The following is a 19,885-nucleotide window of genomic DNA, read 5'->3' on the forward strand; positions in this document are numbered from 1 at the left end:
TGCCTGCCGATGAGTAACTCAAGCCCAAGGCTGGAATCGCTGAGCGAGTACCTGGCCCACCTCCCCCTGAGCGACGAGCAGCGCGCGGAACTCGCCAACTGCTCCTCGTTCAGCGAGTTGCACCAACGTCTGGCGGCCCAACCGGCCGCCGGCACCACCGAGGCCGCCCAGGCCTCGGTGGGCGCCCGTCTTACCGTAGGCAGCGCCGCCGAGCTGGAGGAGGCCGAGATGCTCGGCGTCGACGCCGGCGGGCGGCTGTGCCTGAAGATCGCGCCACCGATCAAGCGTACCAAGGTGGTGCCCGAGCCGTGGCGCACCAACATCCTGATCCGCATGTGGCGACGCATGACCGGTCGCACCAATGCCCCGCAGCCGCCCAAGCGCGAGCTGCCGCCGGCGCGTTGGCGCACGGTCGGTTCGATCCGCCGCTATATCCTGCTGACCCTGATGATTGGCCAGACCATCGTCGCCGGTTGGTACATGAAGGGCATCCTGCCATACCAGGGCTGGTCGTTCGTCGACCTCGACGAAATCCTCAGCCAGTCGTTGTGGGATACCGTGGTGCAGGTCTGGCCCTATGCCCTGCAAACCTCGATCCTGATTCTCTTCGGTATCCTGTTCTGCTGGGTGTCGGCGGGCTTCTGGACCGCGCTGATGGGTTTCCTCGAACTGCTCACCGGGCGTGACAAGTACCGCATCTCCGGCAGCAGCGCGGGTAACGAGCCGATTCCCGCCGAGGCGCGCACCGCGCTGGTGATGCCGATCTGCAACGAAGACGTGCCGCGGGTGTTCGCCGGCCTGCGCGCGACGTTCGAGTCGGTGGCCGCCAGCGGCAACCTCGACCGTTTCGACTTCTTCGTGCTCAGTGACACCAACGACACCGACATCGCCGTGGCCGAGCAACAGGCCTGGCTCGACGTGTGCCGCGAGACCAAGGGCTTCGGCCGCATCTTCTACCGCCGCCGTCGGCGCCGGGTGAAGCGCAAGAGCGGCAACCTCGACGACTTCTGCCGTCGCTGGGGCGGCGACTACAAGTACATGGTCGTGCTCGACGCCGACAGCGTCATGAGCGGCGAGTGCCTGAGCAGCCTGGTGCGCCTGATGGAGGCCAACCCGGACGCAGGCATCATCCAGACCGGGCCCAAGGCCTCGGGCATGGATACCCTGTACGCACGCATGCAGCAGTTCGCCACCCGTGTATACGGCCCGCTGTTCACCGCCGGCCTGCACTTCTGGCAACTGGGCGAGTCGCACTACTGGGGCCACAACGCGATCATCCGCATGAAGCCGTTCATCGAGCACTGTGCCCTGGCACCGTTGCCGGGCAAGGGCGCGTTCGCCGGGGCCATCCTTTCCCACGACTTCGTCGAAGCCGCGCTGATGCGCCGTGCCGGCTGGGGGGTGTGGATCGCCTACGACCTGCCGGGCAGCTATGAAGAGCTGCCGCCGAACCTGCTCGACGAGCTCAAGCGCGACCGTCGCTGGTGCCACGGCAACTTGATGAACTTCCGCCTGTTCCTGGTCAAGGGCATGCATCCGGTACACCGCGCGGTGTTCCTCACCGGCGTGATGTCGTATCTGTCGGCGCCGCTGTGGTTCCTGTTCCTGGTGCTGTCGACCGCACTGCTGGCGACCAACACGTTGATGGAACCGCAGTACTTCATCGAGCCGTACCAGCTCTACCCGCTGTGGCCGCAGTGGCATCCGGAGAAGGCCGTGGCACTGTTCTCCACCACCATCGTGCTGCTGTTCCTGCCCAAGCTGCTCAGCGTCATCCTGATCTGGGCCAAGGGCGCCACCGAGTTCGGCGGGCGGATCAAGGTCACCTTGTCGATGCTGATGGAGATGTTGTTCTCCATGCTGCTGGCACCGGTGCGGATGATCTTCCACACCCGTTTCGTGCTCGCCGCGTTCCTCGGCTGGGCCGCGACCTGGAACTCGCCGCAGCGTGATGACGACTCCACGCCATGGAGCGAAGCGGTGCGTCGCCACGGTCCGCAGACCCTGCTGGGTATCGCCTGGGCCGGTCTGGTGGCCTGGCTGAACCCGAGCTTCCTGTGGTGGCTGGCACCGATCGTCGGCTCGCTGGTGCTGTCGATCCCGGTCTCGGTGATCTCCAGCCGCACGCGCCTGGGCCTGGCAGCCAAGGACGAGCAGTTGTTCCTGATCCCCGAGGAATACGCCACGCCGCAGGAGCTGCTGGCTACCGATCGCTACACCCACGAGAACCGCTGGCATGCCCTGCATGACGGTTTCGTGCGGGCGGTGGTCGACCCGCGACAGAACGCCCTGGCCTGCGCCATGGCCACCGCACGGCATGGCCAGGCGGCGCCGATCGAGGCCTTGCGCAGCGAGCGCGTGGCCAAGGCGCTGGAAGCCGGGCCGAAGGACCTGGACCTGGCGACCCGGCTGGCCCTGCTGAGCGACCCGGTGGCGTTGTCGCGTCTGCACGAGCGGGTCTGGGCCGAGCACAGCACGGCATGGATCGATGTGTGGCGCGCCTCCATCGACAACGACCCACACTCGCCGCTGTTGCCGTTGCACCCGGAGAACGAGGCCCAGCCAGCCCTGGCTTGAGCCTGTTGCACCGATGATCGCGGGGCAGGCCCGCTCCCACAATGTCCATGAGTGACGTGTGGGAGCGGGCCTGCCCCGCGATTGTTTTCCCCTCATCGTTTTTTGGCCAACAAAGTCCCCCCCGGCTCTAGGTCCGGCGCTACGCATGCGTTAGCATCCCTTCCGACATTACGTCTCGGCCTGTAGGGCCGTGCCAACAATAAAATCTGCGTAATTCTTGCTAGGGGATCTGGTGATGATGAAGAAATACCTGTCGCGACTGCTGGTCGGCGCGACTGCCCTGATCGCGGTAACCGCCGCCCAGGCGGGTGCCATCGACGATGCCGTCAAGCGCGGCACCCTGCGTGTGGGCATGGACCCGACCTACATGCCATTCGAGATGACCAACAAGCGGGGCGAGATCATCGGCTTCGAAGTCGACATCCTCAAGGCCATGGCCAAGTCCATGGGCGTCAAGCTGGAGACCGTCTCCACCGCCTATGACGGCATCATCCCGGCCCTGCTCACCGACAAGTTCGACTTCATCGGCAGCGGCATGACCCTGACCCAGGAACGCAACCTGCGGCTGAACTTCAGCGAACCGTTCATCGTCGTCGGCCAGACCCTGCTGATCCGCAAGGAGTTGGCGGGTGAGATCAAGTCCTACAAGGACCTGAACAACGAGAAGTACCGCATCACCTCCAAACTGGGCACCACCGGCGAGATGGTTTCCAAGAAGCTGATCGGCAAGGCCAAGTACCACGGCTACGACAACGAGCAGGAAGCGGTGATGGACGTGGTCAATGGCAAGGCCGACGCCTTCGTCTACGACGCGCCCTACAACGTGGTGGCGGTGGAGAAGGCCGGTGCCGGCAAGCTGCTGTTCCTCGAGGAGCCCTTCACCTACGAGCCGCTGGCTTTCGGCCTGAAGAAAGGTGACTACGACAGCATCAACTTCATCAACAACTTCCTGCACCAGATCAGGCACGACGGGACCTACGATCGTATCCACGACAAGTGGTTCAAGAACAAGGACTGGCTGAAGGAAATGGAATAAGGCCGGGCCACAAGCCCTGGCGCTGACCCTCCGCGCAAGGCTGGCCCCGGCCGATTCGCAGGACAAGCCCGCTGCCACGGCAGGCTTGCCCTGCGGGGTGCCCTAGATGGGCGCCGAGGTGCCCCCTGCGCGTACCGCATTTACGGAAGTACCCCACGTGATCAAACACAAGAAAGCACTGTGGCCCTGGCATGGGCTGACCGCGCTGGTCCTGGTGGGCCTGGCGTTCAGCCTGTACCTGGCCACCTCGATGATTTCCTACGAGTGGCGCTGGAACCGCGTTCCGCAATACTTCGCCTACAAGGCCGAGGAAACCCAGCGTGCCGCAAACTTCGGCAGCGTCGAGGAAATCGTGGTGTCCGGCGACAACGCCCGGGTCACCCTGAAGGATGACAGCGGCGATACCCAAGTCATCGAAGTCGCCAAGGACAGCCTGCAACTGGCCCGTGGCGACGATGTCGCCGAAGGCGACGCCATCGGCGTCACCCGCCACTGGGCCGCAGGGCCGCTGGCCTGGGGCCTGTGGACCACGCTGTGGATCTCGGTGATCTCTGGCGCCCTTGGCCTGGTGATCGGCCTGTTCGCCGGGCTTTGCCGGTTGTCCCACAATCCCACCCTGCGCGACCTGTCCACCGTCTACGTCGAACTGGTGCGCGGCACGCCGCTGCTGGTGCAGATCTTCATCTTCTACTTCTTCATCGGCACGGTGCTCAACCTGTCCCGCGAGTTCGCCGGGGTCGCGGCGCTGGCGCTGTTCACCGGCGCCTACGTGGCCGAGATCGTTCGCGCCGGCGTGCAGTCGATCGCCAAGGGCCAGAACGAGGCCGCGCGCTCGCTGGGCCTGACCGGCGGCCAGTCGATGCGCCACGTGATCCTGCCGCAGGCCTTCAAGCGCGTGCTGCCACCGCTGGCCGGGCAGTTCATCAGCCTGGTCAAGGACACCTCGCTGGTGTCGGTGATCGCCATCACCGAACTGACCAAGAGCGGCCGCGAAGCCATCACCACCTCGTTCTCGACCTTCGAGATCTGGTTCTGCGTGGCGGGCCTCTACCTGCTGATCAACCTGCCGCTGTCGCACATCGCCAGCCGGCTCGAGCGGAGGCTTGCGCAAAGTGATTGAAGTCCGTGACCTGCTGAAAGTCTTCGACACCCGGGGCATGGTGGTGCGCGCGGTGGACAACGTCACCACCCAGGTCGCCAAGGGCGAAGTGGTGGTGGTGCTCGGCCCGTCGGGCTCGGGCAAGTCGACCTTCCTGCGCTGCCTCAACGGCCTGGAGCATTTCGACGAAGGCCATGTGTCCATCGACGGCTTGCGCCTGGACGACCCCAAGACCGATATCAACGCCTACCGCCGTGAAGTCGGCATGGTGTTCCAGCACTTCAACCTGTTTGCGCACATGACCGTGCTGGAGAACCTGTGCCTGGCACAGAAGGTGGTGCGCAAGCGTGGCAAGGCCGAGCGCGAAGCCAAGGCGCTGGCGTTGCTGGAGAAGGTCGGTATCGCGCAGAAGGCCAACGAGTACCCCTCGCGGCTGTCCGGTGGCCAGCAGCAGCGGGTGGCGATCGCCCGCGCCCTGGCCATGGAGCCGAAGGTGATGCTGTTCGACGAGCCGACCTCGGCGCTCGATCCGGAGATGGTCGGCGAAGTGCTGGATGTGATGAAGACCCTGGCCCAGGAAGGCATGACCATGGTCTGTGTCACCCACGAGATGGGCTTTGCCCGGGAAGTCGCCGACCGTGTGCTGTTCTTCGACCACGGCAAGCTGCTGGAGGATTCACCGCCGCAGCAGTTCTTCGCTGCTCCCCAGGACCCACGGGCCCAGGCGTTCCTGCGCCAGGTACTGTGAGCGAAGACGAGCCCGCGCCTATGCCATCGTCATAGGCGCGGGCTCGCCCCTCAAAGACTGAACCTTCCCACCATCCCCCGCAGTTGCTGCCCCAGCGCTTCCAGCTCGCTACTCGATGCAGCGGTCTGCTCGCTGGCTTCGCTGGTCCGGTCCGAAACATCGCGGACATTGATCACACTGCGATTGATCTGCTCGGCCACCACGCTCTGTTGCTCGCTGGCCGTGGCGATCTGCTGGTTCATGCCCTGGATGGTCGACACCGTCTGGGTGATCTGGCCGAGCGCGTCGCCCGCCTTGCGGCTGAGTTCGACGCTTTGCTCGGTCAGGCGCTTGCTGTTGTCCAGCAGGCCGGTGACTTCGTCGGTCCCCCGGTGCAGGCTGTCGATCAGTTGCTCGATTTCCTCGGTTGACTGCTGGGTACGCTGGGCCAGACCACGCACTTCGTCGGCCACCACGGCGAAACCACGGCCGGCCTCACCCGCCCGCGCCGCCTCGATGGCCGCATTGAGCGCCAGCAGGTTGGTCTGTTCGGAAACCGACTTGATCACATCGAGAATCGAGCCGATACGCTGGCTTTCGCCAGACAAGTGGCCCATCGCGTCAAGGCAGTGATCCATCTGGCTGGCCAACTGTTCGATACGGGCGATGGCTTCGGCCACCACCTGGTCGCCCAGTTGTGCCTGGTTGTCCGCAGCGGTCGCCGCCACCGAAGCCTGCTCGGCGTTCTGCGCCACCTCTTGTACCGTCGCGCTCATCTGGTTCATCGCGGTGGCCACCTGGTCGGTCTCCTCGCGCTGCTGGCTGATGCGTTCACGGGTGTCGATGCTCGAAGTGGCCAGTTGCGCCGCAGACTTCGACAGGTGCCCGACGCCCTCGTCGATGCCGCCAAGCAGCTCGCGCAGGCTCAGGGTCATCTCGCGCATGCTGTTCTGCAGCTCGCCCATTTCCACCGAGTCGACCTGGCTGAGGTCGCCACGGGCGATGCGCGTGGCCTGCGTCAGCACCTGCTGCAAGGGGGCGGTGATCTGTCGGGTGATCAGCCAGCCGGCGAGCACCCCGACCAGTAGCGCCAACACAGCAACGCTGGTGAGCAGCGAGCGGGCGGCTACCGCTTCGCTGTCGCGCTGTTCGATCTTGCGGGCGCCCAGTTCAAGGCTGGCGGCGCGCAGTTCCTCGCCCATCTTCTCCATGTTGTCCTGCAGTTGCTCGACCTCCAGTGCCGCCTTTCGATAGCGCAGCAGGCTTTCCCGGTAGCGACCGAGCTCGCCCTCGGGCCGCTCCATCAGTGCGCGTGGCAGGCTCAGCGGCGCGATCGCGCGCAACAGCTGACCCAGACTGGTATCCGCAGCGTCCAGTGCCGTGTCGCCCACCTTGGCGAAATCATCCCGAGGGCCGAAGTAGGCCGGCACCTGGCTCTGCTGGTTGGCGGACTCGATATGGCGGCTGAGGGTGTCCATCAAGCCGACCACATTGCCTTGCTGACCGTCGCCGGGCATTTTCAGTAGCGCTTGGGTCTGCAACTCGTCGATGACTTTCTCCAGCGTGGCCGCCTGTTCGCGCATGGCGGTGCGCAGCCCTTCGCGACTGTCGACGGTGCGCTGCAAGGTGGCGAAGTCTTCTTGCAGGCGCTGGAGCAGTTGCAGTTTCTGCTCCAGCGTCTGGCGCGATTCGTCCACCCTGCTGCGCTGCAGCAGCAGGTTCAGACGGCTCTGCAACTGGTCGAGGATGCGACCGATACGGCTCTTGCTGGTGTCGTCGTTGAGGACCCGATAGGTGATGCGTTCGGCGCGAAGGTCCTTGGTCAGGTCGTTGATCGCCCCTATTTCGCTGAGTTGTTCCGAGCGAGTGATGGCGCCATCGAGGGCACGCCAGCCGCTAATGGTGGTGGCCAGTGTGAGCAGCAGTACCACGGCGAACCCGAGGGCGAGCTTGCGCCCGACCTTGAGGTTGCCGAGCATGCGGTCTAGGTAGCCGAACATGGCAGGTCTCCGTGCAGATGAACAAAGGCCATGGCGGCAAATTGCCGGCATGGCCTGTCGATCATCGGCGCAGAGTGCGTGGGACGTGACCTGCAAATCGCGTAGGAAAATTCCTTGCGAATTGAAGGGCTACCGCTGCCCTTGCGCGTTAAAGCCTGAACCGCCCCACCAGTTGCTGCAGGTGCGTGCCCAGGCGTGCCAGTTCGACGCTGGAGCTGGCGGTTTCCTCGCTGGCGGCCGAAGTCTGGTCGGAAATGTCGCGCACGTTCATCACACTGCGGTTGATCTCCTCGGCCACCGCGCTTTGTTGCTCGGCAGCGGTGGCGATCTGCTGGTTCATCGCCTGGATCGACGACACCGTGCGGGTGATGGTATCGAGCGATCCGCCAGCACGGCGGGTCAGTTCGACACTGCTGTCGGTCAGCGCTCGGCTGCTGTCCATGACATTGGCCACATGCTCGGTGCCATTCTGCAGGCTGGCGATCAGTTCCTCGATTTCCTCGGTCGACTGCTGGGTGCGCTGGGCCAGGCTGCGAACCTCGTCGGCGACCACGGCGAAGCCGCGTCCGGCTTCGCCGGCGCGGGCGGCTTCGATAGCGGCGTTGAGCGCCAGCAGGTTGGTCTGCTGGGCCACCGACTTGATCACGTCGAGCACGCTGCCGATCTTGTCGCTCTCGGTCTTGAGCTGGTTCATCGCTTCGCTGGAGTTCACCACTTCGTTGGCCAGGCGTTCGATCTGGGCGATGGCCTCGCCAACTACCCTGTCGCCCTCGCGGGCCTGCTGGTCGGCCATCAGCGCGGCCTCCGAGGCCTGTTCGGCATTGCGCGCCACTTCCTGCACCGTGGCGGCCATCTCGTTCATGGCAGTGGCGACCTGGTCGGTCTCGACCTTCTGGTTGTTGACGCCATTGCTGGTCTGTTCGGTCACCGCCGACAGCTCCTCGGCGGCGCTGGCGATCTGCGTGACGCCGTCGCCGATGCCGCCGATCAGCTCGCGCAGGCTCTGGGTCATGCGCTGCATGCTGGCCTGCAACTGGCCCAGTTCGTCGCGGCGGTCGGTCTTGAGGTCCTGGCGCAGATCGCCGCTGGCGACGCGTTCGGCCGCCGCCAGGGTCTGGCGCAGCGGCACGGTGATCTGCCGGGTGATGGCAAGGGCGGCCAGTACCCCCAGCAGCAGGGCCAGGCCGGTAGCACCGGCGAGCAGGCTCTTGGCCTGACGGGTGCCCTGGTCGCGGACCTGGGTTTGCGATTCGCTCATCTGCAGGCTGGTATCGAGCAGGACGGTGCCTTGGGCCGCCATCTGGGCGAGGGCCTGCTCGCTGGCGGTCTGGGCGTTGCCCACCTGGATCACCGCGTCGCGATAGGCGGCCAGCGCACTGGCGGCGGCTTCGAGGCTGGCGGCATGCTCGGCAGGGACCTTGGCTGGCAGGGCCCTGAGGACTGGCAGGGCCTGGTCGATGGCGGCCAGCGCGGTCTGTTGGAATTCGGCACGGCCACTGTAGGTATAGCCGCGGACCTGGAAGCGAGCCTGCTGCAACTGGGCGCTGACCTCTACCGCTTCCTGGTACTGGTGGATATCGCCGCCCTGCAGCAGGCGCTGCTGGACCGTGCCGATCAGTTCGCTGGCCTTGTCGGCGCTGTCGCCGAGCACCTGGCGGCTGGCGCTGCGCCGTTGGTCGGCTTGCTTGAGGTCGTTGAAGGCTTGCTGGTATTGGCGTACCGCCTCGCGCTGCTGCTCCAGGCGTTGGCGATCGGCCGGCAGCTCGATCTGGTCGAGCATGAACTGGACCTGGCGCTCGAGGTTGGCCAGGGCCTTCTCCAGCTCTGCCACGCTCGCCTGGTCGCGGTTGCGCTCGTAGTGCTGGCGGGCGATGCGCAGGTCCTGGGTGTACTGGTGGATCACCGAGATGTTGCCGAGCTTGTCGCCACGGTCGGTCACGCTGTCGAGGCCGATCCAGCCCGTGAAGGTGATGGCCAGGGTGAGCAACAGCACCAGGCCGAAACCGATCCCCAACTTACGATTGACGCTCACATTCCCCAGTGATTGGGCAAACCATCGGTACATGTCGACTCCCCCGGCGATTGGCAGTGCAAATTGTTGTTTTGTTGCACAGGCCATCGGCTTGCGCCAGGGAAACTTGATGAGACAGCTCTGACCGAGCTGTCAGAAAATTCGCGAGAGCAGTGCGGTCACTGCCGTTTCCACCCGCAGGATGCGCTCGCCCAGTTGCACGGGGGCCAGTCCAGCCTTGCCCAGCAACTCGACCTCGTAGGGGATCCAGCCGCCCTCCGGGCCAATGGCCAGGGTGACCGGGCCCTCGACCGCCCGTGGGCAGGCTGGGTAGGGGCCCGGATGGGCGACAAGGCCCAGGCTGCCTTGGGCGATGGCTGGCAGACGATCCTCGACGAAAGGCTTGAAGCGCTTTTCGATGATCACCTCCGGCAAGACGGTGTCACGGGCCTGCTCCAGGCCCAGGATCAGGTTCTCGCGGATGCTCTCGGGGGAGAGGAACGGGGTCTGCCAGAAGCTCTTCTCGACCTTGTAGCTGTTGACCAGGACCAGGCGTGGCACGCCCAGGGTGGCGACTGTCTGGAACAGGCGGCGCAGCATCTTCGGCCGCGGCACGGCCAGCACCAGGGTGAGTGGCAGCTTGGCCGGCGGCGTCTGGTCGAAGATTACCCGCAACTCGGCCTCATGGCCGGCGAGGCGCAGCACCTCGGCCTTGCCCATCAGGCCATTGATACGCCCCACGCGCAGGTTGTCGCCTACCGCGACGCGGTGGATGTCCTGCATGTGGATGAAACGGCGGTCGGAAAGGACGACACGGTCGGCCGACACGAAGTCGGCCTCTTCGAGGAGCAACAGGTTCACGGTTGGGTCGCAGGTGGTTGGTCGTTGTGATCGTTTTCGGCGTCTTCGTCGACATGGCCGCGCTTGCGGATCAGGCTGCCGCAGAGCACGCCGACCTCGAACAGCATCCACATCGGCACTGCCAGCAGGGTCTGGGAGAAGATGTCTGGCGGAGTGAGGATCATGCCGACCACGAAGCAGCCGATGATCACATAGGGGCGGACCTTCTTCAGGTACTTCACGTCGACCACGCCGATCCACACCAGCAGCACCACCGCGACGGGGATCTCGAAGGCGACGCCGAAGGCGAAGAACAGGGTCATGACGAAGTCCAGGTAGCTGGAAATGTCCGTCATCATCGACACGCCTTCGGGCGTGGCGCTGGCGAAGAAGCCGAAGATCAGCGGGAACACCAGGAAGTAGGCGAAGGCCATGCCGGCGTAGAACAGGATGATGCTCGACACCAGTAGCGGGATGGCGATGCGCTTCTCATGGCGATACAGGCCAGGGGCGATGAAGCCCCAGATCTGCTGGAGGATGAACGGGATGGCCAGGAACAGCGAGACGATCATGGTCAGCTTGAATGGCGTCAGGAACGGCGAGGCCACATCGGTGGCGATCATCGTCGCATTGGCCGGCAAGTGGGCGCGCAGGGGGGCCGAGACCAGGGTGTAGATCTGCTGGGCGAACGAGAACAGCCCGGCGAAGATCAGGAAGATGGCGGCGACGCAGCGCAGCAGTCGGGTGCGCAGCTCGGTCAGGTGCGAGACCAGCGGCATCGGCTGGTCATGTTCCGGGTTTTCGCTCATGGGGCTCGGGGCGGTTGTGGCGGCTCGGAGGGCGGCGTCGTGTTCGGCGCTGCGGGCGTTTCGCCGACAGGGGCGGGTGGCGCCTGTTCGACAGGTTGGCTGGCCGACGGCGGTGCGGGCGGCATCTGCGGATTGAGGATGCGCTTGGCTTCCTGTTCCATCTGCAGGATGTGCTCGTTATGCAGTTGGCGACGGATATCGTCGGCGCCGATCTCGCGCTCGACCTCGTTCTTGATGGCGTTGAAGCTGCGCTTGAGGCGGCCGATCCACAGGCCGGCAGTGCGCGCGGCACCGGGCAGGCGCTCGGGACCGAGCACCAGCAGGGCGACCAGGCCGACGAGCAGCAGCTCGCTGAAGCTGATGCCGAACATGGGTCAGTCTTTCCGCTGCGGCTCTTGGACCGGCTGGGCCTGGCCCTCGATGGTGTGGCCCTGGCTCTGCTGTGGCGCGTTCTGCACCGGCGGCACCGGCTGGGCGGGCGGCGGGGTTTGCTCGGTCGACTTGTTCTCTTCCTCGCTCATAGCCTTGCGAAAGCCCTTGATCGACTCGCCCAGGTCGCTGCCGAAGTTCTTCAGTTTCTTGGTGCCGAACACCAGTACCACGACGACCAGCAGGACGATCCAGTGTTTCCAGTCAAAAATGCCCATTTCGTACTCCTGAAAAATGTATGTCGGTCTATCAGGCCCTGGGGGCTGCCTTGCAGCTCGCCCTGCATGGGGGGGCTGCGATTCAATCAGGCGACACGGGGCACTCCTGGAGCGGCCTTGTGTCGCGAAAGGGGCGCCACGCCCCCCTGGCAATACGGTCAGGCAGAGGGCTGGCGCGCAGCCTTCTCATCGTGCCCGGAAAGCCCGAAGCGGCGCTCCAGCTCATCGAGCACCGCCTGTGGATGCTGGCCCAGCGCGCTGAGCATGACCAGGCTATGGAACCACAGGTCTGCGGTCTCATAGATGACATCGCTGTAATCCTTGCTCACGGCGGCATCCTTGGCGGCGATGATGGTCTCCACCGACTCCTCGCCGAGCTTTTCGAGAATCTTGTTCAGCCCCTTGTGATACAGGCTGGCTACATAGCTGCTGTCGGGGGCGGCCTGCTTGCGCTGTTCGAGCACTTCGGCCAGGCGGGTCAGGGTGTCGCTCATGTTCAGTGTCCTGCGCTGTAGATGGCGTCCGGGTCCTTGAGGACCGGATCGACGGTTTTCCACTGGCCGTCTTCGTAGACGCGGTAGAAGCAGCTTTCACGACCAGTATGGCAGGCGATATGGCCGAGCTGTTCGACCATCAGGATGATCACGTCGGCGTCGCAGTCCAGGCGCATTTCGTGCAGTTTCTGCACATGGCCTGACTCTTCGCCCTTGCGCCACAGCTTGCCCCGCGAGCGCGACCAGTAGATGGCGCGATGCTCGGCGGCGGTCAGGGCGAGGGATTCACGGTTCATCCAGGCCATCATCAGCACGCGCCCGGTCTTGTGGTCCTGGGCGATCGCCGGTACCAGGCCATCGCTGTTCCACTTGATCTCGTCCAGCCAGTCTTTCATCGTCGACTCCAAACCGGGCCCGCTCCCGTACCGGGCCCCTGTGCGCTAGTGTGCCAGCCAGCCGCGCGGCTGGCTATCGGCGCACGATTAGGTAAAGGCCCGCAGCCAGCATCAGCCAGGCTGGCCAGGCGGCCGGGGCGCTGAGGCTGACGGCGCCGGCGGCCAGGGTGGCGCCGCCGCCGAGCAGGCCGGCACCGAGCAGGCGCAGCGCCCAGTTGTCACCAGCACGGCGCTGCTCAGGCTGTTGCGGGTCGTTCAGGTGTGGCTGCGACAGGCGTTCGAGCAGGTCACGGGTCATGTCGGCCAGGTGCGGCAACTGCTCGGCCTGGTTGTACAGGTTGCCGATCACCGCCTTGGGGCTCATGCGCTCGCGCATCCAGCGCTCCAGGAACGGCTTGGCGGTGCTCCACAGGTCCAAGTCGGGGTACAGCTGACGACCCAGGCCCTCGATGTTGAGCAGAGTCTTCTGCAGCAGCACCAGCTGTGGCTGGACTTCCATGTTGAAGCGCCGGGCGGTCTGGAACAGACGCATCAGCACCTGGCCGAAGGAGATGTCCTTCAGCGGTTTTTCGAAGATCGGCTCGCACACGGTGCGGATCGCCGCTTCGAACTCGTTGACCTTGGTCTGCGCCGGTACCCAGCCCGAATCGATGTGCAACTGGGCGACGCGGCGGTAGTCACGCTTGAAGAAGGCAATCAGGTTGCGCGCCAGGTAGTCCTGGTCCTCGGACGTCAGGCTGCCGACGATGCCGCAGTCGATGGCGATGTATTGCGGGCTCCACGGCTTGACCGTGCTGACGAAGATATTGCCTGGGTGCATGTCGGCGTGGAAGAAGCTGTCGCGGAACACCTGGGTGAAAAACACCTCGACGCCGCGCTCGGCAAGCATCTTCATGTCGGTGCGCTGGTCGGCCAGGGTCGCCATGTCGGTGACCGGCACGCCGTAGATGCGTTCCATCACCAGCACCTTGGGCCGGCAGAAGTCCCAGTAGACCTGGGGTACGTACATCAGCTCGGAACCTTCGAAGTTGCGCCGCAGCTGGCTGGCGTTGGCGGCCTCGCGCAGCAGGTCGAGCTCGTCGTAGATAGTCTTCTCGTAGTCGCCGACGATTTCCACCGGGTGCAACCGGCGAGCATCGGCCGAGGCGCGCTCGGCGGCCTTGGCGATCAGGAACAACCAGGCCAGGTCCTGGGCGATCACCGGCTTCAGGCCCGGACGCACCACCTTGACCACCACTTCTTCGCCACTCTTGAGGCGCGCGGCGTGCACCTGAGCCACCGAGGCCGAGGCCAGCGGCTCGACGTCGAAGCGGCTGAATACCTCGCCGACCTTGGCGCCGAGCTGTTCCTCGATCAGTGCCACGGCGTGCTTCGGATCGAACGGTGGCACCCGGTCCTGCAGCAGCATCAGCTCGTCGGCGATGTCGGTGGGCAGCAGGTCGCGGCGGGTGGAGAGCAACTGGCCGAACTTGATGAAGATCGGCCCCAGGTCCTGCAGTGCCAGGCGCAGGCGTGCGCCACGGCTGAGCTCGGACGGCTTGCGCGGCAGCCAGCGCCAGGGCATCAGCAGGCGCAGGCTGGCCAACCACCAGGGCAGCAGGGGCTGTTCGAACAGCAGGTCATCGAGACGGTAGCGGATCACCACGCGCTGGATGCGGAAGAGACGGCGGACGGCGAGCAGCTTCATGCGTTATCGCTGGTATCAGGAGTGTGGGCGGCGAGGCGGCGCAGGCGCGCCTCGAGGCGTTCAATATCGACCTTCAGTGCATCGAGCTCGCTGAAGGCGGCTTCGGCTTCGCGTTTGCCGACCAGGGTGCGGGACTCTTCGGCCAGGTATTCGCTGAGGCTCTGGCTGAATCGGGCCAGGCCCTGCCGGGTCCAGCGCGCCCGCAGGCGCACATGGCCGGCGATCAGCGCGGTGGGCACGGGGCCCAGCCAGCGCTGCAGCTCGTGCTCCCAGTCCAGGTCGAGGTCCTGCAGGATGGCGAACAGATCGAGCAGCACCGCGCTGTCGCCATGCAGCCCGACTTGCGGGCTGTGCAGCACCGCGGTCTTGTCCTTGGCCAGGGCCAGTTGCGCCAGGCGCCCGGCGGGGGCGCGCAGGGTGCAGTCGACGTCACCTTCCCAGTGGGCGGCGAGCATCAGCCCCTCTTCATCGGGCAGTACGAACAGCTTCAGGGCCGGTTGCACGCAGTCGATCTCGATCACCTTGCCCTCGAGCGCGGCCAGGCGCGGCAGTGCCGTGCTGTCCATGCGCAGGACCCGGTTGAGCCCGTGCTCGACGCTGGCGAGCAGGCCGGCCAGGAGCATCAGGGCTTGATTCCCCGGTGCACGGCGACAATGCCGCTGGTCATGTTGTGGTAGCTGACGCGGTCGAAACCGGCCTCGACCATCATGGCCTTGAGGGTTTCCTGGTCGGGGTGCATGCGGATCGACTCGGCGAGGTAGCGATAGCTTTCGGAGTCGTTGGTGATCAGCTTGCCGGCCAATGGCATGAAGGCGAACGAGTAGGCGTCGTAGGCCTTGGACATCAGCTTGTTGGTCGGCTTGGAGAACTCCAGGATCAGCAGGCGGCCGCCTGGCTTGAGCACCCGCAGCATCGAGCGGATCGCCTCGTCCTTGTGGGTGACGTTGCGCAGGCCGAAGGCGATGGTCACGCAATCGAAGTGGTTGTCCGGGAACGGCAGCTTCTCGGCGTCGGCCTGGACGAACTCGATGTTGCCGGCCACGCCGCGGTCGAGCAGGCGGTCACGGCCGACCTTGAGCATCGAGTCGTTGATGTCGGCGAGCACCACTTGGCCAGTAGGGCCGACCAGGCGCGAGAACTTGGCGGCCAGGTCACCGGTACCGCCGGCGATGTCCAGTACGCGGTTGCCGCTGCGCACCCCGGACAGCTCGATGGTGAAGCGCTTCCACAGGCGGTGCATGCCGCCGGAGAGCACGTCGTTCATCAGGTCGTACTTGGCGGCCACGGAGTGGAAGACCTCGGCGACTTTCTTCGCCTTCTGGCTTTCCGGCACGTCCTGGTAGCCGAAGTGGGTGGTGGGTTCGGCGTGGTCGCCTTTGCGCTGGTCGGTCATTTCGCTTCACCAGAAAAAAATTACCGCCATTCTATGGGCAACGGGCGGTTTTGTCTTGGCAGGGTGTGTCGCCGGGCGGTCGGGGGCATAATGCGGCCATTGTCTTCATATCCAGGAACACCCGCATGACCCAGATCAGCGTCGAACGCAAACACTCCCTCGGCCGCGAGGCCGCCCGTGCCAAGGCCGAGGCGCTGGTGGACCGGTTGAGCCGTGAGTACGACCTCAAGGCGCGCTGGAACGGCGATCGCGTCGAGGTGTCGCGCAGCGGCGCCAATGGCAGTGTGCAGATCGGTGAGGACAGCATCCGGGTCGAGCTGAAGCTGGGCATGATGCTGTCGATGATGAGCTCCAGCATCAAGGGCGAGATCGAGCGGGCGCTGGACAAGGCGCTGGCCTGACACTGCGAATCCCACGCTGTTTGCGGGCGCGGGCGTTGTGAAGCCCGCTCCCACAAAGCTCCCAGCGTCTCGTAGCGCCGCACCTTAGGGTGAGGATTCTAATTTTTCCGCCTACCTTCACGCTCAAGCCCAACCCCCGGGCAGTTCCTCCCTCCTTCAAATGAGCATGAGGTGCAGAGCATGGCCAAAGTGAATCTCAAGAAAAAAGATGACGCCCAAGGCAATACCCTGGGCGAGGTGCGCGGCTACGCGCGCAAGATCTGGCTGGCAGGCATCGGTGCCTACGCCCGGGTCGGCCAGGAAGGTTCCGATTACTTCAAGGAGCTGGTCAAGGCTGGCGAAGGCGTCGAGAAGCGTGGCAAGAAACGCATCGACAAGGAGCTGCATGCCGCCAATGGCCAGATCGATGAGGCCGCCCAGGAAGTGAGCCGGGTGCGTGGCAAGGTCGAGGTCCAGCTGAACAAGATCGAGCAGGCTTTCGACGCGCGTGTCGGGCGCGCCTTGAATCGCCTTGGCATTCCGTCTAAACATGACGTTGAGGCGTTGTCCATCAAGCTTGAACAGCTGCATGAGCTGCTCGAGCGTGTCGCGCGCAAACCATAAGGAGAGCAGGATGGCTGGCAAGAAGAACACCGAGAAAGAAGGCAGCTCCTGGATCGGCGGAATCGAGAAGTATTCCCGCAAGATCTGGTTGGCTGGCCTGGGTATCTACTCCAAGATCGACCAGGATGGTTCGAAGCTGTTCGATACGCTGGTGAAGGATGGCGAGAAGGCCGAGAAGCAGGCGAAGAAAACCGCCGAAGACGTGGCCGACAGCGCCAAGTCGTCGACTACTTCGCGTGTTTCGGGCGTCAAGGACCGCGCGTTGGGCAAGTGGAGCGAGCTCGAGGAAGCTTTCGACAAGCGCCTGAACAGCGCCATCTCGCGCCTGGGTGTGCCGAGCCGCAACGAGATCAAGGCCCTGCACCAGCAGGTCGATACCTTGACCAAGCAGATCGAGAAACTGACCGGTGCGTCGGTGACCCCGGTCTCCAAGGCCGCTGCGAGCAAGACCGCCGCCAAGCCGCTGGCCAAGGCTGCTGCCAAGCCGGCTGCGAAGACCGCCACGGCCAAGCCTGCGGCGAAAACCGCAGCGGCAAGACCAGCCGCCAAGCCTGCCGCCAAGCCCGTAGCGGCGAAAGCGGCTGCCAAGCCGGCGGCCAAACCGGCCGTGGCGAAAAAGCCAGCGGTGAAGAAAGCCCCGGCCAAGCCCGCAGCCGCCAAGCCCGCAGCGCCGGCACCTGCCGCAGCGCCAAGCGCGGCACCCGCCGGCAACCCGCCGTCGGCACCCGTGAGCGCAGCCACCCAGGCCTGACCGCGCGTCACACTATTGCGGGGCGAACCCACTCCCACGGGTATCTCGTGGGAGCAGGCTCGCCCCGCGATCATTTCAGCCTTCCAGGTAGCGCATCGCCAACTGCTCCGCCGCCGCCCGCGCCGGTGCCTGCAGGTGCGGCGCCACCAGCATCATCACCTGGTACACCACCACGCCCACATCCCCCTCGCGTCCGAGCACCCGCTGGTAGTCCAGCGAGCACATCAGGGTCAGGGTGATCTGTTCCACCAATTGCCCCAGTGCCTGGGTCTCGCTGGTCACCTGGCCCTGGCTCTTGAGGCTGGCCAGCAGTGCGGCGAGGGTGCGCTTGAGGGCGTTGATCAGGCTGCGCATGCCCCGGGCCAGCTTGGGCAGGCGCCCGGTCAGGTTGGACAGGTCCTGGAACAGAAAGCGGTACTGGGCCATGCGCTCGACGATCAGGTGCAGGAACAGCCAGTAGTCCTCGGCATCCAGGCGCACGTCCAGAGGTGGGTCGAGCAGCGGCATCAGGGCCTCTTCGAAGCGCTCGAACAAGCCGTGCACCAGCGGCTCCTTGCCATGGAAGTGGTAGTACAGGTTGCCCGGGCTGATGCCTAGCTCGTTGGCGATCTCAAGCGTCGAGACATTGGGCTCGCCCTGCTGGTTGAACAGTTGCAGGGCGCACTCGAGGATACGGTCACGGGTCTTCATCCGGTTCAGCGCGCCATGACGTAGGTGCCGGGCGCCGGGCCGAGCGGTGGATAGGTGGCGTTGCCCAGTTCGTCGCGCGGCGCCTTGAGCGTGCCGGAGCGCTGGCTGATCCACTCCAGCCACAACGGCCACCAGCTGCCGTCCTGGCGTTCGGCATCGTGGAACCAGGCGCGGGGGTCGCTGGACAGTCGCTCGTTGTGCAGGAAGTAGGCCTTGGGGTTGCCCGGTGGGTTGATGATGCTCTGGATATGCCCGCTGTTGGACAGCACGAAGCGGCGTTCGCCGCCGAGCAGCAGGGCCGAGCGGTACACCGCGTCCCAGGGGGTGATGTGGTCGTTGCTGCCGGCCACGGTGAAGCTGTCGAGGTCGACCTGCTTGAGGTCGACAGGTGTGCCGCACACCTCCAGGCCTTCGGGGAAGGTCAGCGGGTTGAGCTTGAAGAAGTCCAGCAGCTCGCCATGCAGCGCGGCGGGCAGGCGGGTGCTGTCGGCATTCCAGTAGAGGATGTCGAAGGCCGGCGGTTTCTTGCCCATCAGGTAGTTGTTGACCCAGTAGTTCCAGATCAGGTCGTTGGGCCGCATCCAGGCGAAGATCCGTGCCACCTCGCCGCCATCCAGCACGCCGCGCTGGTAGGAACGGCGCTTGGCCGCCTCCAGGGTCTGCTCGTCGGCGAACAGGCTGGCGGGGCTTTCGAAGTGGCAGTCGAGCAGGCTGACCAGGTAGGTGGCGCTGCGCACCTTGCGCAGTTGCTTCCTGGCCTGCAGATGGCCCTGCAGGGCGGCCATGGTCAGCCCGCCGGCGCAGGCGCCCATGAGGTTGGGGTCGCGGCTGCCGCTGATGCTGCGGCAGGCGTTGAGCGCCTCCTCCAGGGCTTGTACGTAGCTCGACAGGCCCCATTCACGATGGCGCGGGTCGGGGTTGCGCCAGCTGATCATGAACACCTGCAGGCCGTTCTTGAGCATGTACTGGACGAAGCTGTTGGTCGGGCCGAGGTCGAATACATAGAACTTGTTGATCTGCGGTGGCACCACCAGCAAGGGCCGGCCGTACTGCCGTTCACTCATGGGCTTGTACTGGATCAGCTCAAGTTGCTCGTTGCGAAATACTACCGCGCCAGGGGTGGCAGCGAGGTTGCCGCCGACCTCGAAGGCATGCTCGTCCACCTGGCGGGGCAGGCCGTCGTTGTGGCGCAGGTCGTCGAGCAGATGGCTGGCGCCGCGCAGCAGGCTCTGGCCGCCGGTGTTGAACAGCTCCTTGACCGCCTGAGGGTTGAGCAGCGTGTTGCTCGGGGCCACGGCATCGCTGATCAGGTTGAACAGGAATTGCGCCCGGGCGCGGTCGTCGTCGCCCAGGGCGCTTTCCTCGATCCACAGGCGGGTCTGCTTCTGCCAGGCCAGGTAGGCCTGCAGGCTGCGGCGATAGAGCGGGTTCTGACTCCAGGTCGGGTCGCTGAAGCGTGTGTCGCGCGGGTGTGGCTGGAATGGCGTTTCGCCCAGCATCACCCGCCCCAGCGTGCCGCCGAGCTTGAGCAGGTGGTGGGCGGTGTACAGGGGATGGCGCAGGCCATGGCGGCCGACATGGCGCAAGGTCGAGAGCAGGTCGCGGCCGCGCAGGCCATTGATCGCATTCTGCAGGGTCATGCTGGTGGCGGGGGCCGGTGTCGTCCCTGATGCCGGTTTGTCTTTCATGCCAACACTCCATCGTCAGGCCAGCAGGTGCTGGAAC

20 protein-coding genes are annotated in these 19,885 nt (G+C 65.1%); 7 read left to right on the forward strand and 13 right to left on the reverse strand.

The genetic code is table 11. The annotated features are described in order from the left end of the window. The first annotated feature begins 9 nt into the window (after positions 1–9). From mdoH to F3J43_RS11340, 4 genes are all read left to right on the forward strand, one after another. The gene (gene mdoH, locus F3J43_RS11325; RefSeq protein WP_166885846.1) at positions 10–2,577 is read left to right on the forward strand and encodes a glucans biosynthesis glucosyltransferase MdoH; all 2,568 of its coding nucleotides are present in this window, start codon (positions 10–12) and stop codon (positions 2,575–2,577) included. A 235-nt stretch (positions 2,578–2,812) separates the two neighbouring features. After that, positions 2,813–3,613: a transporter substrate-binding domain-containing protein gene (locus tag F3J43_RS11330; protein WP_166885848.1), complete on the forward strand. Its 801-nt coding sequence runs from the start codon at positions 2,813–2,815 to the stop codon at positions 3,611–3,613. 157 nt (positions 3,614–3,770) lie between these two features. Beyond that, positions 3,771–4,733: an amino acid ABC transporter permease gene (locus F3J43_RS11335; RefSeq protein WP_166885850.1), complete on the forward strand. Its 963-nt coding sequence runs from the start codon at positions 3,771–3,773 to the stop codon at positions 4,731–4,733. Next, on the forward strand, positions 4,726–5,460 hold the full coding sequence (locus tag F3J43_RS11340) for an amino acid ABC transporter ATP-binding protein (protein ID WP_166885997.1): 735 nt from the start codon (positions 4,726–4,728) through the stop codon (positions 5,458–5,460). The genes F3J43_RS11335 and F3J43_RS11340 overlap by 8 nt, the downstream gene beginning before the upstream one ends. Before the next feature lie 50 nt (positions 5,461–5,510). Here the strand turns inward: F3J43_RS11340 and F3J43_RS11345 are convergent, their stop codons facing one another. The 11 genes from F3J43_RS11345 to ubiE form a co-directional block, all read right to left on the reverse strand. Next, a complete protein-coding gene (locus tag F3J43_RS11345) occupies positions 5,511–7,439 on the reverse strand; it encodes a methyl-accepting chemotaxis protein (RefSeq protein WP_166885852.1) in 1,929 nt (642 codons plus the stop codon). Between the two features lie 148 nt (positions 7,440–7,587). Further along, positions 7,588–9,504 carry a HAMP domain-containing methyl-accepting chemotaxis protein gene (locus tag F3J43_RS11350; protein WP_166885854.1) on the reverse strand — a complete coding sequence of 639 codons (1,917 nt, stop codon included), beginning with the start codon at positions 9,502–9,504 and terminating at the stop codon, positions 7,588–7,590. 99 nt (positions 9,505–9,603) lie between these two features. Then, positions 9,604–10,311 carry a 16S rRNA (uracil(1498)-N(3))-methyltransferase gene (locus F3J43_RS11355; protein WP_166885856.1) on the reverse strand — a complete coding sequence of 236 codons (708 nt, stop codon included), beginning with the start codon at positions 10,309–10,311 and terminating at the stop codon, positions 9,604–9,606. Further along, positions 10,308–11,099 carry a twin-arginine translocase subunit TatC gene (gene tatC / locus F3J43_RS11360; protein WP_166885857.1) on the reverse strand — a complete coding sequence of 264 codons (792 nt, stop codon included), beginning with the start codon at positions 11,097–11,099 and terminating at the stop codon, positions 10,308–10,310. The genes F3J43_RS11355 and tatC overlap by 4 nt, the downstream gene beginning before the upstream one ends. Next, positions 11,096–11,470 (reverse strand): Sec-independent protein translocase protein TatB, encoded by a 375-nt coding sequence (tatB, locus tag F3J43_RS11365; RefSeq protein WP_166885858.1) that lies wholly within the window; start codon positions 11,468–11,470, stop codon positions 11,096–11,098. The genes tatC and tatB overlap by 4 nt, the downstream gene beginning before the upstream one ends. 3 nt (positions 11,471–11,473) lie before the next feature. Beyond that, the gene (locus F3J43_RS11370; protein WP_166885860.1) at positions 11,474–11,746 is read right to left on the reverse strand and encodes a twin-arginine translocase TatA/TatE family subunit; all 273 of its coding nucleotides are present in this window, start codon (positions 11,744–11,746) and stop codon (positions 11,474–11,476) included. Between the two features lie 158 nt (positions 11,747–11,904). Next, positions 11,905–12,240 (reverse strand): phosphoribosyl-ATP diphosphatase, encoded by a 336-nt coding sequence (locus F3J43_RS11375; RefSeq protein WP_166885862.1) that lies wholly within the window; start codon positions 12,238–12,240, stop codon positions 11,905–11,907. A 2-nt stretch (positions 12,241–12,242) separates the two neighbouring features. Continuing rightward, entirely contained in the window at positions 12,243–12,635 is a 393-nt protein-coding gene (hisI, locus tag F3J43_RS11380) for a phosphoribosyl-AMP cyclohydrolase (RefSeq protein ID WP_166885864.1), read from the reverse strand. 73 nt (positions 12,636–12,708) lie between these two features. Next, positions 12,709–14,322 carry a ubiquinone biosynthesis regulatory protein kinase UbiB gene (gene ubiB, locus F3J43_RS11385; protein ID WP_166885866.1) on the reverse strand — a complete coding sequence of 538 codons (1,614 nt, stop codon included), beginning with the start codon at positions 14,320–14,322 and terminating at the stop codon, positions 12,709–12,711. Continuing rightward, positions 14,319–14,945, reverse strand: coding sequence for a ubiquinone biosynthesis accessory factor UbiJ (locus tag F3J43_RS11390; protein WP_166885868.1), 627 nt, complete (start codon positions 14,943–14,945; stop codon positions 14,319–14,321). Before F3J43_RS11390 ends, ubiB begins: the two co-directional genes overlap by 4 nt. Further along, positions 14,945–15,715: a bifunctional demethylmenaquinone methyltransferase/2-methoxy-6-polyprenyl-1,4-benzoquinol methylase UbiE gene (gene ubiE, locus F3J43_RS11395; RefSeq protein ID WP_166885870.1), complete on the reverse strand. Its 771-nt coding sequence runs from the start codon at positions 15,713–15,715 to the stop codon at positions 14,945–14,947. The genes F3J43_RS11390 and ubiE overlap by 1 nt, the downstream gene beginning before the upstream one ends. A 125-nt stretch (positions 15,716–15,840) precedes the next feature. On the opposite strand from ubiE, the gene F3J43_RS11400 reads away from it, so the two are divergent. From F3J43_RS11400 to F3J43_RS11410, 3 genes are all read left to right on the forward strand, one after another. Further along, positions 15,841–16,116 (forward strand): polyhydroxyalkanoic acid system family protein, encoded by a 276-nt coding sequence (locus F3J43_RS11400; RefSeq protein ID WP_166885872.1) that lies wholly within the window; start codon positions 15,841–15,843, stop codon positions 16,114–16,116. A 180-nt stretch (positions 16,117–16,296) separates the two neighbouring features. After that, entirely contained in the window at positions 16,297–16,719 is a 423-nt protein-coding gene (locus F3J43_RS11405) for a phasin family protein (protein ID WP_166885874.1), read from the forward strand. Between the two features lie 10 nt (positions 16,720–16,729). Next, positions 16,730–17,470, forward strand: a complete 741-nt coding sequence (locus F3J43_RS11410) for a phasin family protein (RefSeq protein ID WP_166885876.1) — start codon at positions 16,730–16,732, stop codon at positions 17,468–17,470. 75 nt (positions 17,471–17,545) lie between these two features. Here the strand turns inward: F3J43_RS11410 and F3J43_RS11415 are convergent, their stop codons facing one another. Both F3J43_RS11415 and phaC read right to left on the reverse strand, forming a co-directional pair. Beyond that, a complete protein-coding gene (locus F3J43_RS11415) occupies positions 17,546–18,160 on the reverse strand; it encodes a TetR/AcrR family transcriptional regulator (RefSeq protein ID WP_166885878.1) in 615 nt (204 codons plus the stop codon). A gap of 5 nt (positions 18,161–18,165) precedes the next feature. Then, the gene (gene phaC / locus F3J43_RS11420; protein ID WP_166885880.1) at positions 18,166–19,848 is read right to left on the reverse strand and encodes a class II poly(R)-hydroxyalkanoic acid synthase; all 1,683 of its coding nucleotides are present in this window, start codon (positions 19,846–19,848) and stop codon (positions 18,166–18,168) included. Between the last annotated feature and the right edge of the window lie 37 nt (positions 19,849–19,885).

Origin of the sequence: Pantoea sp. Cy-639, assembly GCF_011752525.1 — a bacterium.
In the GTDB taxonomy this organism is placed as follows: Bacteria; Pseudomonadota; Gammaproteobacteria; order Pseudomonadales; family Pseudomonadaceae; genus Aquipseudomonas.

Bases quoted from the DNA above. Each gene is read 5' to 3' on its own strand.
- mdoH (WP_166885846.1), top strand. From the start codon at position 10: ATGAGTAACTCAAGCCCAAGGCTGGAATCGCTGAGCGAGTACCTGGCC.
- F3J43_RS11330 (WP_166885848.1), top strand. From the start codon at position 2,813: ATGATGAAGAAATACCTGTCGCGACTGCTGGTCGGCGCGACTGCCCTG.
- F3J43_RS11345 (WP_166885852.1), bottom strand. From the start codon at position 7,439: ATGTTCGGCTACCTAGACCGCATGCTCGGCAACCTCAAGGTCGGGCGC.
- F3J43_RS11350 (WP_166885854.1), bottom strand. From the start codon at position 9,504: ATGTACCGATGGTTTGCCCAATCACTGGGGAATGTGAGCGTCAATCGT.
- tatC (WP_166885857.1), bottom strand. From the start codon at position 11,099: ATGAGCGAAAACCCGGAACATGACCAGCCGATGCCGCTGGTCTCGCAC.
- tatB (WP_166885858.1), bottom strand. From the start codon at position 11,470: ATGTTCGGCATCAGCTTCAGCGAGCTGCTGCTCGTCGGCCTGGTCGCC.
- F3J43_RS11370 (WP_166885860.1), bottom strand. From the start codon at position 11,746: ATGGGCATTTTTGACTGGAAACACTGGATCGTCCTGCTGGTCGTCGTG.
- F3J43_RS11375 (WP_166885862.1), bottom strand. From the start codon at position 12,240: ATGAGCGACACCCTGACCCGCCTGGCCGAAGTGCTCGAACAGCGCAAG.
- hisI (WP_166885864.1), bottom strand. From the start codon at position 12,635: ATGAAAGACTGGCTGGACGAGATCAAGTGGAACAGCGATGGCCTGGTA.
- ubiB (WP_166885866.1), bottom strand. From the start codon at position 14,322: ATGAAGCTGCTCGCCGTCCGCCGTCTCTTCCGCATCCAGCGCGTGGTG.
- F3J43_RS11390 (WP_166885868.1), bottom strand. From the start codon at position 14,945: ATGCTCCTGGCCGGCCTGCTCGCCAGCGTCGAGCACGGGCTCAACCGG.
- ubiE (WP_166885870.1), bottom strand. From the start codon at position 15,715: ATGACCGACCAGCGCAAAGGCGACCACGCCGAACCCACCACCCACTTC.
- F3J43_RS11400 (WP_166885872.1), top strand. From the start codon at position 15,841: ATGACCCAGATCAGCGTCGAACGCAAACACTCCCTCGGCCGCGAGGCC.
- F3J43_RS11405 (WP_166885874.1), top strand. From the start codon at position 16,297: ATGGCCAAAGTGAATCTCAAGAAAAAAGATGACGCCCAAGGCAATACC.
- F3J43_RS11410 (WP_166885876.1), top strand. From the start codon at position 16,730: ATGGCTGGCAAGAAGAACACCGAGAAAGAAGGCAGCTCCTGGATCGGC.
- F3J43_RS11415 (WP_166885878.1), bottom strand. From the start codon at position 18,160: ATGAAGACCCGTGACCGTATCCTCGAGTGCGCCCTGCAACTGTTCAAC.
- phaC (WP_166885880.1), bottom strand. From the start codon at position 19,848: ATGAAAGACAAACCGGCATCAGGGACGACACCGGCCCCCGCCACCAGC.